This is a genomic window from Arthrobacter oryzae, from assembly GCF_030718995.1.
Classification (GTDB): domain Bacteria; phylum Actinomycetota; class Actinomycetes; order Actinomycetales; family Micrococcaceae; genus Arthrobacter; species Arthrobacter oryzae_C.
The window spans coordinates 3,974,077-3,986,459 of sequence record NZ_CP132204.1 but is presented as its reverse complement, the minus strand read 5'-3'; the positions used below and the strand labels follow the sequence as shown (position 1 = coordinate 3,986,459).

Genomic DNA, 12,383 nt, shown 5'->3' with positions numbered 1-12,383 from the left:
GACGAGTGCGCGGGTGATGGCAGAACGCATGGTTCTGCCAGGTTCATCCTGATTTGTGGATTCTAGATACGTGCACGTAGTACACGCCCGTTTATTCTAGTCGCCGCGGCCAACACCGGTCAAAGCGGATGCACGCCGAAAGGCCGCCTAGAAATGCGTCAGGCAGTGGGGCGCCCGTTCGACGGCGAACATGAGCCTCGCGCGGAGCGCGGCACCGGGGGTGTGTTCCTGAATCCGCCAGGCCGCCTTCAACGTAACCGGACAGACGGCGCCGAGGTAGATGGAGGCGAGATCGGCTACGTCCATCGACAGGTCCGGCTGTGCCCCGGCCGGTGCCGCCGAAACACTGGCCTCACCGCCGCTGACGTCCAGGAGGAACGTCCCGCCAGCGAATCCCATGGTGTCCTCGACAGCAAGGACCAGGCTTCCGTCGGCGGAGTAACGCCGGGCACCAAGGGCACCGATGCTGTCCAGGATGCGGAGCCAGAGCATGTCCCGATGGTCGGAGGCCTCGACGCAGCGCGGGTCCGCGAGGGCCCACACCAGCGGATCGTCCACCGGCGCATCCGCCCAGCTGACGCGCTGGATGAGGTCAATGCTGCCAAGGAACTGCCAGAGCTCCAGATACGCTGCATCTGTTGCGGCCACGAGGTCCACGACGTCCACGGTGTACGGCTTGCTGTCCCAGCCGGCGAACTTGTACGAGACGTAGCCGTCCACCGTTCCGTCGCCGTCGTAGTGCAGCGCGCACTTGATTGCTTCATCTTCATTGCCGTCGCGGCCCACGGTGCCGGAGATGTTCTGCCGGTACGCGTCCTGCCGGACGATGGAGCCCGGGGTGTGGCGGTGCACGCGCTCGAACACCTGCGGGGCCAGTTCGAGGAGCACCTTCCGGTCGGCGATTTCCACCGTTCCGGAAGGCTGGTGGCGGAGGCCGAAGCGCGGCCCGGTATCCACCTTGATGCTGCGCTCAAATGTTGCCACACCGTAGCCGAACCGGCCGTAGATGGAGCCTTCGGAAGCGGTCAGCGCCGCAATTGCCAGGCCGTCCGCTTTCGCCGCGGTGAGGTCTTCGCTCATCATGCGGCGCAGGAGGCCCTGGCGCCGGTGTGTTCCGCGCACGGTGACTGCCGTCACCATGTGTGTGAGGAGCTGGCGGCCGTAACCAACATTCAGGTCCCTGCGAAGGGTGCCGAACGTCGCTACCGGAACGCGGGCGCCCAGGGAGTGCTGTGCCACTGCACCGGTCTGGTAGACCCCGGTCAGCTCGCGTCCGTCCGTCCGGTACATGGCCATGATCTTGTCCACGTAATCGCCGTTGCGGCGGGTGTCGTGGAATCCGAAACCCACGGCCTGGATCCAGTCCGTTCCCTGCTCATAGCCGGGCAGGCCCTTCTCAGCTGCCCTGAAACGACGGATCTCGTACTTGTCTGCCACGTCCTGCTCCCCCTTGAACCGAATGGATGACCGCGCAGGACGCCGGGTTACCGGCGTCCTGCGGGTCCTGAAACTGCTAGTGGCCGGCGTCGTACCAGCTCGGACCGACACCGATCTGGACATCCAGCGGGACGCTGAGGTCCGCTGCGGAGCCCATCTGCTCGGTGACGAGTTTCTCCACTGCAACACGCTCTCCGGCGGCCACTTCAAGCACCAGTTCGTCGTGGACCTGCAGGAGCATCCGCGACTTCAGCCCCTGGGCCTTCAGCTCCGCGTGCACGCCGAGCATGGCGCGCTTGATGATGTCCGCCGCCGATCCCTGGATGGGAGAGTTCAGCGCAATGCGTTCCGCGTTTTCCCGGAGCTGTCGGTCCGTGCTGGTGAGGTCCGGGAGGTAACGGCGGCGGCCCTCGATGGTGGCCGTGTAGCCGTCGATCCTGGCCTGGTCCACCACGCCCCGGAGGTAGTCGCGTACGGCTCCGAACCGGTCGAAGTATTCCTTCATCAGGGTCCGGGCTTCGTCGACGGAAATCTCCAGCTGCTTGGAGAGCCCAAAGGAGGTCAGGCCGTAGGCAAGGCCGTATGACATCGCCTTGACCTTCGAACGCATGGCACTGGTTACCTGGTCCGTGGGGACGTGGAAGATGTTGGATCCCACGAACCGGTGCAGGTCCTCGCCGTCCCGGTACGCCTGGATCAGCCCGGCATCCCCCGAGAGGTGCGCCATGATGCGCATCTCGATCTGCGAATAGTCCGCGGACAGGAGGCATTCATAGCCGTCGCTGACCACGAAGATGCCACGGACGCGGCGGCCTTCCTCGCTGCGGATGGGGATGTTCTGCAGGTTGGGGTTGTTTGAGGAGATCCTGCCGGTGGCCGCCACGTTCTGCGCGTAGGTGGTGTGGATCCGTCCGTCCTCGGCGACCGACTTCTTCAGTGATTCGAGCATCTGGCGGAGCTTCGACGATTCCCGGTGCGCCATTAGCTGGACCAGGAATTCGTGGCCCGTCTTTTCCAGCAGGTTCTTCAGCGAAGCAGCGTCAGTGGTGTAACCGGACTTGATCTTCTTGGTTTTCGGCAGCTGCAGTTCGTCGAAGAGCACAGTCTGCAGCTGTTTCGGTGATCCCAGGTTGACCTCGTGGCCGATCGCGGCGAAGGCAAGATCCTGGGCGTTGTCGATGACTTTGGCGAGGTCAGCCAGCTGCTCATCCATCCGAGCCATGTCGATGGCGATTCCGGCGAGCTCCATGTCGGCCAGCACCCGGCTGACCGGAAGCTCAAGGGTTGAAAGCAGTTCCTCCGCTTTGCGTTCCTTCAGCTCCGCCTCGAAATAGCGGCTGAGGGTTTGGACGACGGCGGCAGCGTGGACGAGTTCGCCGGCGGCGGCTGCGTCATCGCCGTCGAACGCCAGTTCCAGCTGCCCGGCCTTCGCAACGGCGGTGGAGATTTCGATGTTGAGGTGGTGCTGCGCCAGCTCTGCGAGCTCGTAAGTGCGGCGGTCCGGCTGGATGAGGTAACCGGAAATCGACGTATCATCGACCACTCCTTCCAGCTCCAGGCCGCGGGCAGTCAGGGCCTTCAGGGCAGCCTTGAAACCGTGCATCACCTTCGGTGCTTCGGGGTCGCGCAGCCACGCCGCCAGGACGTTTTCGGACTCCGCATCCTGGCTCGACAGATCGATGAATGCCGCGGCGCCGTCCCTGACGATCGCCAGCGCGGCGGCGTCTTCGCCGATTCGTCCGGGGACGAGGTCGACGGCGACGGCGGACCGCTGTCCGGCGCCTGCTTCAAGGAAGACGCTGAGCTCGGCCGCACCGGCCGGCGTGACGTAGTCCGGGACATCGAGGCTTTCCCGCTCGGCGAGGTCAACGTCGTCGCTGCCGTAGAGGGCAAAGAGGCGGGTGCGGATGGTTTTGAACTCAAGCTCGTCGAACAATTGCTCGAGGGCGGCCTGGTCAGGTCGCGGCTCTGCCAGGTCGTCCAGCGTCACCGGAAGTTCCAGGTCGGTGTGGAGCCTGTTCAGCCGGCGGTTCCGCTTGACGGCCTCCACATTCTCGCGGAGGGCGTCGCCGACCTTGCCGCCGATCGCGTCGAGGTGTTCCAGTACGCCTTCCAGCCCGCCGTAGAGGTTGATCCACTTGGCGGCTGTCTTGGGGCCAACGCCGGGCACGCCCGGGAGGTTGTCCGCCGTCTCGCCCACCAGAGCTGCCAGGTCGGAGTACTCGGCCGGGCTGACGAAGTACTTTTCCCGGATGGCAGGCGCATCCAGCCGGGGAATGTCGCTGACGCCCTTCCTGGGGTACAGCACGAATACATTGTCCGTAATCAGCTGGAAGGCATCACGGTCGCCCGTCACCAGCAGCACTTCGTAGCCTGCCTTTTCCCCCATCGCGGCGAGGGTGGCCAGAATGTCATCCGCCTCGTAGCCGGGCAGCTTGATGGTTTTGATGCCCCACGCGTTCATGACCTTGTCGATGAGGTCGATCTGGCCGCTCATCTCCCGGGGCGTCTCGTTACGGCCGCCTTTGTAGTCGCTGTATTCGACCTTGCGGTGGGTGGTTTCGTCGGAGACGTCGAAGGCCACGGCAATGTGGGTGGGCTTCTGTTCCTTGATCAGGTTAATGAGCATGGACGTGAAACCGTGGATCGCGTTGGTGTGCTGCCCCGAGGCAGTGGAGAACTTGTCCGCCGGCAGGGCGAAGAAGGCGCGGAACGCCATGGAGTGGCCGTCCAGCACCAGGAGCCGGGGCTGGTCGGTGATGGGAATCACGGGGGCAACGGTGGCGGAAACCGGCTCCGCAGTGCTTGTGGTTTTCCGGGTGGGCTTGGCCGCAGTCGCTGATGCGGACTCTGTTGCCGGGAGGATGTCTGGTGCAGATGGGGCAAGGGCCGGTTTGGTAGTTTCGCTCACAGGTGCCAGCCTAGTTGCCATGATGGACAATTTCACGCCCGGCCGGTTCGCCGACGAACTGGCGGCCGCCGGAATCCCGGAAGAACTGCACGAGTGGCTGGGCGAATTCGGTGTTGGCGCCCTGGTGGTGAAGATGGGCATCCATTTCTTGGAAATGAGTCCGGAACGGACCGTGGCAACCATGCCGGTGGAAGGCAACACCCAGGTGGCCGGGATCCTGCACGGCGGTGCCCACGTGGTGCTGGCCGAGACGCTCGGTTCATTTGCTGCAGGGATGCACGCCGGTCCGGGGCGGCAGGCGCTGGGCATCGAGGTGGGAGCCACGCATCACCGCGCCATCACCTCCGGCATTGTGACAGGAACCTGCACGGCCATCCACCTGGGCCGCACGCTGACCACCCACGAGGTGGTGATGACCGACGAAAAGGGCCGCCGCCTGTCCACGGCGCGCATCACCAACCTGATCAGGGACGTCGCCCCCTGACTGAGCCCGTGAGGTGTCAGCGGAGCCGGTACCGCAGCTCGACGATTCCCCTGCCCATGGGAGTGGACGCCGCCAGTTCCAGCGGCCGGGTGGGACCGGTCCTGATGGGCAGCACGGGCTTACCTGCGCCGAGCACCACCGGAATGATGGAGACGATGATTTCGTCCAACAGGCCGGCATCGGCGAACTGGGCCGCGAGCTCTCCCCCGCCAACCAGCCAGATGTTCTTGCCGTCCGCCTCCGCCGTAAAGTCATCCATGAACTCGCGAACGTCGCCGCGGACGAAGGTGATGTCAGCGCCCCGGGGCGCGGAATGTTCATGGTGGGTGAAAACCCAGCATGGCGTGTCAGGGTACGGCCAGTTGCCGGGCTCGTGCTCCATCAGCCAGGCGTAGGTTTCCCCGCCCATCACGATGCAGCCGACGTCTGACATGAATGATTCGTAGCTTTCGCGTCCGCCCTCGAACCCGTCGAACTGGAGGAGCCAGGCCAGGTTGTCGTCTGACGTGGCGATGAATCCGTCGAGGGATGTGGCCACGAAGTATTGGAGACTGGACATGGCCACAGCCTAGTCATTTCGACTCGGGGTTCCCATACTCCACGCGCATGCCGGGATCGTCACGGAGCACCACTACTTTGCCGCTCCGGAGCGTCCAGCCCTCATTGAGCAGGAAGATCCGTCCGCCGCTGACCACCAAAAGGCGCAGGCCGCTGTACTGGTAGACCGGATTCTCCGCCGTGCCGCTGGACTGTTCATGGACGTTGGGCGCACTGATGCCCAGCCGGTCCTTGCTGAAGACAACCGCGGTGGGCAGGAGCGCGGACCGCTCCTCGTAGCTCACCGCCAGTCCCCGTCCCAGCGCCTGGGCGAAGTCCGAGGTGCCCCAGAAAAGCAGCAGGGTGACCAGGCAGAAGATAAGCGTTTTTTCCGATCCCCGCGACAGTGCGGCCAGGCTGCGGCCTGGCTCTGGCGCGGAGCGCCGCCAGAGGCTCAGGCCCCAGGCGGCCAGCAGGACGCCTCCGGCCATGATGTACGGCACGAACAGTACCGTGCGTTCAGGCTGCAGGATCACTACAAGCCACATCGCTGCTGCACAGGCCAATCCGGCTATCAGGATCACCGCGGCGAGCCGCCGGATGCCTGCGGTCCGGCCGGCGGCCAGGTGCCTTGCCAGGAACCGGTCCAGGGAAAGCCAGCCGACAGCAACAATCAGCAGCCAGACAAGCGGGATGAAAAGCGAAGGGATGCTCCGGAGGACGAAGTCCTGCACGGTGTATCCAAAGAGGCTCACGTCCAGCCCCATGGCCTTCGCCTGGGCATCCGTCCGCGCCCAGCCGAAGTAGACCAGCAATGCCGTGGCAATGGTCAGCGGCGGGCCGATGACCGCCAGCATGTCGACGGCGCGCTTCCAGCGGGGATCTGCCTCCGGGTCTCCGCTCATGGCTGTGGCGCCGGCGGGGCTTCAGCTGCCGGGGGCCCGACTGTCGGAAGTCCCGTTCCCGGCGGCTCCGGCGGTGCCGTCGTGGTCGGCTCTGTTGGTGTGGGACCGGGCGGCGTCGGGCCGGCAAAGAACAGCACGGCTTCACCAGACACCGGCGGCGTGGCTTCCACCGTCACACGCGCAGACTCGATGCCGTTTGCGGGCGGGGCGTAGAACACGAAGGGTCCAAACTGCGGGCCTTCGAATTCAACCGGATTGCCGCTCACCAAAACGTTGTCCACGTTCACGAAGAAGCCCTCGAGCCGCACCGGTGTTCCCCCGCCCGCGGGAACGGTCGGAGCGGCCGCACCGGCGTGAGGCCCGGCGAGGACCGTCAGTCCTGTCAGCCGGCGGGGGCAGTCGTCGCCTGCGCCTGCGGCATCCACGAGGAGTTGAACCCCCTGATGTGCATTCCGGAGATCCACGGCCTGCTGCAGGGATGCCGTGACCTTGATTTCCCAGCACCTTCCGGGCGGAAGGCCTGTGACATCTGCCAGCGCAGTCTGTGCCCGTTCCCAGTCCACCGGCAGGTCCGTGGCCAGGGCCTGGCAGGTGGCTTCCGCAGCCGTCCACACGGCAGGGAAACCGGTGTTGAGCGTCGAGTCGCGCAGGCCGGCACAGTCCCGCTTGCGCAGGAACTCGTACAGCGCTCCCTCCGGCGGGTCGGAGGGAGCCGCCGGCCCGATGGGGACCCAGCGGATGACGGGTGCGCCCGCCGCGGGCGGCGGGCCGTCCCCGGGCCCCGGCAAAGGCGCAGCCGTTGGCGGGTCGTTGGGGTCGTCCGGGGACGCGGTAGCGGATGAATCGGACGTCGAGGAGGATGCCGTCGTCGTGCTCTCCGTAGATGACGGCGACGGCGGGCCGAAGCAGCCACTCATCACGACCAGCAGGCACACAGCCGCCGCGGTTCCTGGTAGTCGGGGTGTTAGCCGGGCCGCAGCCCCGGTTTGACTGTGCATGACAGACCCACCTGCTTGCGGTTCCCGGCAGGGGAACCGGACTGGATAGAACCCTTCGGGATGGCTCCCGGAATCGGCCGGTGGCGGCGCCGGACCAAACACGCTGAAACAGTGTTAACTATTCCCCCGATGGGCCGTATCCGCCAGAGCAGCACCTCGTGCTCCAGGGGTTAAGCGAGACCGGCACTGACTGCTGAAGCTATTTGCTGAAGTACGGAATGATCAGGTACAGCCCGAACAGCACGGCCACGCCGCAGAGCCCGAAGCAGGCGTAGGCGAGCGATTTCATCCACCGGGGCGTAGCCTGCTCGGGGTCACCCGCGATCGCAGTGAAGCGGACTCCGATGGAGTACAGGACCACCACCGTAACGGCGGCGAGGAGCGTGGCACCGGCCACCTGGACCAATTCCAACCATTTCATCTATTTTCCACCGTTCAGTTTGTGGGCGCGGCTAGCGGCCAATGCCTTTTTCTTGCGGAAGCGGACGGCCTGCCCTGCCTCCTCCACCTCCACGGCGTTGTGGTGGCCCACATGGGACTTGCGGGACTCGAAGAACATAAACAGCACTGCGGCGGTCCCGGCAACGGCGGCAATGACAACACCCACGACGCCTGTCTTGACCAGCAGAGCGGTCAGGGCGCCCACGATGCCGGCGGCAGGCAGCGTGAAAAGCCAGCCGACGGCGATCCGGCCGGCCGTGCCCCAGCGCACCGAAGTGCCCTTGCGGCCAAGCCCTGAACCGATCACTGATCCGGAGGCCACCTGGGTGGTGGACAGCGCGAAGCCCAGGTGCGATGACGCAAGGATCGCCGAGGCCGTGCTGGCTTCCGCAGCGAAGCCCTGGGCCGGCTTGACGTCCGTCAGGCCCGAACCCATGGTGCGGATGATCCGCCAGCCGCCGGCGTAGGTTCCGATGGCGATGGCGAAGGCACAGGCTGCGATCACCCAGAACTGCGGGCCGGAGCCCGGCTGCTGCGTGCCGGCGGCGATCAGCACGAGCGTGATGATGCCCATCGTCTTCTGTGCGTCGTTGGTGCCGTGAGCCAGCGCTACCAGGCTGGACGTGAAGATCTGGCCGGTGCGGAAACCGCCACGCTTCTGCGTGAGCTTGCTGCCCGTCTCCGGATCATGCCGGGCCGTCAGCGCATAGGCCAGGCGGGTGCAGATGTACGCCACGCCTCCGGCGATGACCGGTGCGAAGATGGCGGGCAGGATGACCTTCTGCATGAGGGACTCGAAATTCACCGAGTGGATGCCGATGCCGGCGATCGCCGCGCCGATGAGGCCGCCGAAGAGGGCGTGCGAGGAACTCGACGGGAGGCCTTTGAGCCACGTGATCATGTTCCAGAGGATGGCGCCCATGAGACCGGCAAAGATGATGTCCGGGGTGATCTGGATGCCGTCGGAGCCTTCCTTGATGATGCCGCCGGAAACAGTCTTGGCAACTTCGGTGGAAAGGAACGCTCCGATCAGGTTCAGGACTGCTGCCAGGGCAACCGCCGTCTTGGGTTTGATGGCACCGGTGGCGATGGGCGTAGCCATTGCATTGGCGGTGTCATGAAAGCCGTTGGTGAAGTCGAAAAATAGTGCCAGCGCTATTACCAGCGCCACCATGAAGGTGATTTCCACCTGTTGCCCAATCTGCAGAGTCGACGGTCAGCAGTTCCACTTCCCCGTGCCCTGTCCGCACGCAGCATTACCCGGATGTTTGCCGGAAATTCACGTGGTGTTGTTCGGAAGGGGCTTGAAACCCTAACGATCGTACGCGTCAACGCCCTGAGGACAAAACAACCGGCGGTCAAAGGAAAGCACGCACGGCCTCCAGTTCAGCGCGGGACAATCCCCGTCTGGGATGCGGTGAAACCAACAGCAGGCGAGGGCCAAGGATGGACGCCCAGGCCCGCGCCTCGGCTTCGAATTAGAGCTGGTCATCGATCCACACGGCACGGTCCGGCGCCGTCTCCTCAAGGTCCCGCTGCAGGGCCCGCAGTTTCCACCAGCCTTCGCCGCCGGCCGGTCCGGAGCTGGCCAGGACGGGCCATTCCCGGCCGGCGAGGCCGATTGCCGGGCACAGGTATTCCGGGGCCATCTCCTCCCAGCTGGTGAGCCAGACGCACCGGAGGCCGGGTGTCCGGGACAGCGTGTTGAGGGACTCCACCAGCTCGCCGGCGTAGGCCACCTCAAGGAGTCCTGCGTTGGACATCCGCCACCTGGTCCCCCAGTCGGTAACCCCGGCGGCCCCGAACGGGCATAGGACTCCGTCCACATCCAGGTAGAGGGAGACTTTCCTCACGGCGGCATCCTTTCCTCCGGGAGTTCCACCCAAAACGTTACCGACGGGCTGGGGCGCGGGCAACAACCCGGCCGCGGCGCGGGCTGCCCGGGACCATGAGTGCCGGCGCTGACAGCGGCAGACGCAGGAAGTGCCGGACACGGGAACGTGTCCGGCACTTCCAGAAGGTGCAGTTCAAGGCACCGGTGCAGCTCTCAGCAGGGTCCGCGGATCAGGCGGGAACTTTAGCCGCCGCCGGGCGGCCCTGGGCGGGCATGCCCTCGCCGGTCTGGCCGTACAGCCAGTCGTTGTACTGGAAGTCGTTGTCCTTCCGGCTCTTGAAGAGCAGGTTGCGCAGCGTCCGGGCCAGCCCGGAGACGTGCCAGGATTCGCCCCACACGCGGGCGGTGCGCTGGACCCGGGCGGTACGGCCGGCGCGGAGGTTGGTGAATTCCTTGATCGCTCCGTCCCACGCGTCCGGGTTGACGCCATCTGCGGTGAAGACGGTTCCGCTGCTGACGTCCTGCAGCACGGCGGCGTCCTCAAGCGCCTGGCAGGCGCCCTGGGCGAGGTACTGGAGCATCGGGTGGGCGGCGTCGCCCATCAGGACCATCCGGCCGGCCACCCAGTTTTCGATCGGGTCGCGGTCGTACATCGGCCAACGGATGCCGGTAGCCAGGTTCTTGAGCGCATCCTGAACGGCCGGCACGCAATCCTTGTAGGCTGCCTCGAGCTCGTCGACGCCGCCGTACTGCTCCTCCCCACGTTCGAAGGAGGCGGACTTGAAGACGGCCACAGTGTTCAGCAGCTCGCCCTTGCGCAGCGGGTACTGCACGAGGTGGCAGTCCGGACCGAGGTAGACGATGACGTCCTCGAGGTCCGTTTTGGGGGTGTTTTCGGTGATCGGCACGGTGCCGCGGTAGGCGACGTAGGCCGAGGGGACCGGTTCGTCGCTGGCCACGAGCGGGCGCAGGGTGGACTTGAGTCCGTCGGCGCCGATCACGACGTCTGCCTCGTAGTCCACACCGGCTGCAGTGTGGGCAACCCCGCGGCCGTTGACGGTTTCAACACTCTCCACCATGACGTCGTTGACCAGCGTCACGCCGGCCGCTTCACAGCCTTCGAGCAGGACCCGGTGAAGGTCGCTGCGGTGGATCACGACGTACGGGGCGCCGTAGCGTTCCTCGAACTCAGCACCGAGGGTCTGGCGGGTGAGCTCCTCGCCGGTCACGGCGTCGCGGAAAACCAGGTGCTTGGGCTGGACGCCGATTTCCAGCGCTTTTTCCAGCAGGCCCCAGCGGCGGAGGACGCGTGAGGCGTTGGGCGCCATCTGCAGCCCGGCGCCGACCTCGCCGAATTCCGGAGCCCGCTCCACGAGGGTGACGTTGGCACCGTTTTCGCGCAGCGCTAGGGCTCCGGCCAGTCCGGCCATTCCCCCTCCGATGACGAGGACATCGGTGGACGTGGCGTGCTCAGACATTGATTGCTCCTGTAGGTGAGGGTGTTGAGAGTTTCGATTTGAGTTTGAGACCGACGGCGGCCAGCAGGACCGCTGCGATGGCGGCTGCACCGGCGAAGGCAATGAAATTGGAATTGACGCCCAGTCCGGCGGCCAGCAGGAGGCCGCCCACCTGGGGTGCGACGACGGCGCCGATGCGGCCCGTCCCCAAAGCCCAGCCCAGCGCGGTACCGCGCAGGTGTCCGGGATAGTGGCTCGCGACGGCGGCGATGATGAGGCACTGCGTGCCGTGGGTGCCGACGCCTGCCAGGACCAGCATGAGATAGACGACCGTCACCGACGGTCCGGTGACAAGGACCACCAGTGCGCCGGCGGCGACGGCGGCAGCCGCGATGGCGGTCGGCACCGGGCCGAAGCGGGTCCCGGCCCAGGCCGTGATGACCGAGCCGGCCACCGCACCCAGATTGAGGGCCAGAGCGAAAGTCAGTGCGGAACCCAGGTTGTAGCCGGCCAGCTGCATGAGGTTAGGCAGCCAGGTCCCCAGTCCGTACCAGGCGAAGAGGGTGGCGATGGTCGCCAGGGCGAACAGCATGCTGACGCCCAGGTAGGGGGCCCGGAGCAGGGAGGAGAAGCCGGAAGGTTCCTTGACAGCATGGCCCTTGCCGGCGTCCTTCGCCGGGTCTTTCCCTGCAGCACTGACTGCGGCGCCGGCCGGGGCCAGCGTCTCCGGGAGGTATTTCAGTCCCAGCGGCACCACGATCACCAGGGCCAGGACGGCCACGAGGAACATCGACTGCCAGCCGAAAGCGGGAATCAGCTGGATGCCGACCAGGGCGGCGATGGATCCGCCGATGGGGACACCGGACATCATCAGCGTGGCGATGGTGGACCGCCATTTGGTGGGGACGAGTTCGGCAACGAGGGCGTTCGCCGACGGCACGAGGCCGCCGAGGCCGATGCCTGCGAGGAGCCGGAGGGCACCGAAGACAGCGGCGTTGGGTGCGAAGGCGCAGAGGACGGTGAAGATGGAGAAAACGATGGCGCAACCCAGGATGGTGCGGCGGCGCCCCCATGAGTCCGCCATCCGGCCGGCAAAGATCGCACCGATCATCATGCCGAGGAAGGCCATGGACCCGATGGTGCCGGCGGTGGCCTTGCTTAGGCCCCAGCCGGTCTCGGTAATCAGGGAAGACTGGACCGTGCCGTAGACAATGAGGTCATAGCCATCGAAGACCACCAGGAGCCAGCAGACGAGAACGGCTGCGGCCGAAGCTTTCGAGAACCGTGATGCAGGCCCATCAACGGTTGTGGGGGCGGAGGCCCCCGGCGAGGACCGTTGCGGCGCTGCAGCGAGAGGTGTGTGATTCATGCCACTACTG

General features: G+C 65.8%; 11 protein-coding genes. 1 reads left to right on the top strand and 10 read right to left on the bottom strand.

The features are described from left to right. Positions 1–147: 147 nt before the first annotated feature. Positions 148–1,437 (bottom strand): GNAT family N-acetyltransferase, encoded by a 1,290-nt coding sequence (locus Q8Z05_RS18270; RefSeq protein ID WP_305940976.1) that lies wholly within the window; start codon positions 1,435–1,437, stop codon positions 148–150. Between the two features lie 76 nt (positions 1,438–1,513). Continuing rightward, positions 1,514–4,156, bottom strand: a complete 2,643-nt coding sequence (gene polA / locus Q8Z05_RS18265; protein ID WP_305943621.1) for a DNA polymerase I — start codon at positions 4,154–4,156, stop codon at positions 1,514–1,516. Between the two features lie 211 nt (positions 4,157–4,367). Here polA and Q8Z05_RS18260 point away from each other — a divergent pair, with 211 nt between their 5' ends. After that, positions 4,368–4,832, top strand: coding sequence for a hotdog fold thioesterase (locus Q8Z05_RS18260; protein ID WP_305940975.1), 465 nt, complete (start codon positions 4,368–4,370; stop codon positions 4,830–4,832). Between the two features lie 16 nt (positions 4,833–4,848). On the opposite strand, the gene Q8Z05_RS18255 is transcribed toward Q8Z05_RS18260, so the two are convergent. The 8 genes from Q8Z05_RS18255 to Q8Z05_RS18220 form a co-directional block, all read right to left on the bottom strand. Next, positions 4,849–5,391, bottom strand: coding sequence for a dihydrofolate reductase family protein (locus tag Q8Z05_RS18255; RefSeq protein WP_305940974.1), 543 nt, complete (start codon positions 5,389–5,391; stop codon positions 4,849–4,851). Between the two features lie 13 nt (positions 5,392–5,404). Then, positions 5,405–6,274, bottom strand: a complete 870-nt coding sequence (locus Q8Z05_RS18250) for a hypothetical protein (RefSeq protein ID WP_305940973.1) — start codon at positions 6,272–6,274, stop codon at positions 5,405–5,407. Beyond that, on the bottom strand, positions 6,271–7,209 hold the full coding sequence (locus Q8Z05_RS18245) for a hypothetical protein (protein ID WP_305940972.1): 939 nt from the start codon (positions 7,207–7,209) through the stop codon (positions 6,271–6,273). The genes Q8Z05_RS18250 and Q8Z05_RS18245 overlap by 4 nt, the downstream gene beginning before the upstream one ends. Before the next feature lie 262 nt (positions 7,210–7,471). Continuing rightward, positions 7,472–7,693, bottom strand: coding sequence for a hypothetical protein (locus Q8Z05_RS18240; protein ID WP_305940971.1), 222 nt, complete (start codon positions 7,691–7,693; stop codon positions 7,472–7,474). Next, positions 7,694–8,902 (bottom strand): inorganic phosphate transporter, encoded by a 1,209-nt coding sequence (locus tag Q8Z05_RS18235; RefSeq protein ID WP_305940970.1) that lies wholly within the window; start codon positions 8,900–8,902, stop codon positions 7,694–7,696. It abuts the gene before it with no gap. 289 nt (positions 8,903–9,191) lie between these two features. Then, on the bottom strand, positions 9,192–9,566 hold the full coding sequence (locus tag Q8Z05_RS18230; RefSeq protein ID WP_371745881.1) for an HAD domain-containing protein: 375 nt from the start codon (positions 9,564–9,566) through the stop codon (positions 9,192–9,194). A gap of 211 nt (positions 9,567–9,777) precedes the next feature. After that, the gene (locus tag Q8Z05_RS18225; protein ID WP_305940969.1) at positions 9,778–11,025 is read right to left on the bottom strand and encodes an FAD-dependent oxidoreductase; all 1,248 of its coding nucleotides are present in this window, start codon (positions 11,023–11,025) and stop codon (positions 9,778–9,780) included. Beyond that, entirely contained in the window at positions 11,018–12,373 is a 1,356-nt protein-coding gene (locus Q8Z05_RS18220) for an MFS transporter (protein WP_305940968.1), read from the bottom strand. The genes Q8Z05_RS18225 and Q8Z05_RS18220 overlap by 8 nt, the downstream gene beginning before the upstream one ends. Positions 12,374–12,383: the final 10 nt, after the last annotated feature.

Bases quoted from the DNA above. Each gene is read 5' to 3' on its own strand.
- Q8Z05_RS18240 (WP_305940971.1), bottom strand. From the start codon at position 7,693: ATGAAATGGTTGGAATTGGTCCAGGTGGCCGGTGCCACGCTCCTCGCC.
- polA (WP_305943621.1), bottom strand. From the start codon at position 4,156: ATGGCGTTCCGCGCCTTCTTCGCCCTGCCGGCGGACAAGTTCTCCACT.
- Q8Z05_RS18220 (WP_305940968.1), bottom strand. From the start codon at position 12,373: ATGAATCACACACCTCTCGCTGCAGCGCCGCAACGGTCCTCGCCGGGG.
- Q8Z05_RS18255 (WP_305940974.1), bottom strand. From the start codon at position 5,391: ATGTCCAGTCTCCAATACTTCGTGGCCACATCCCTCGACGGATTCATC.
- Q8Z05_RS18250 (WP_305940973.1), bottom strand. From the start codon at position 6,274: ATGAGCGGAGACCCGGAGGCAGATCCCCGCTGGAAGCGCGCCGTCGAC.
- Q8Z05_RS18260 (WP_305940975.1), top strand. From the start codon at position 4,368: ATGATGGACAATTTCACGCCCGGCCGGTTCGCCGACGAACTGGCGGCC.
- Q8Z05_RS18225 (WP_305940969.1), bottom strand. From the start codon at position 11,025: ATGTCTGAGCACGCCACGTCCACCGATGTCCTCGTCATCGGAGGGGGA.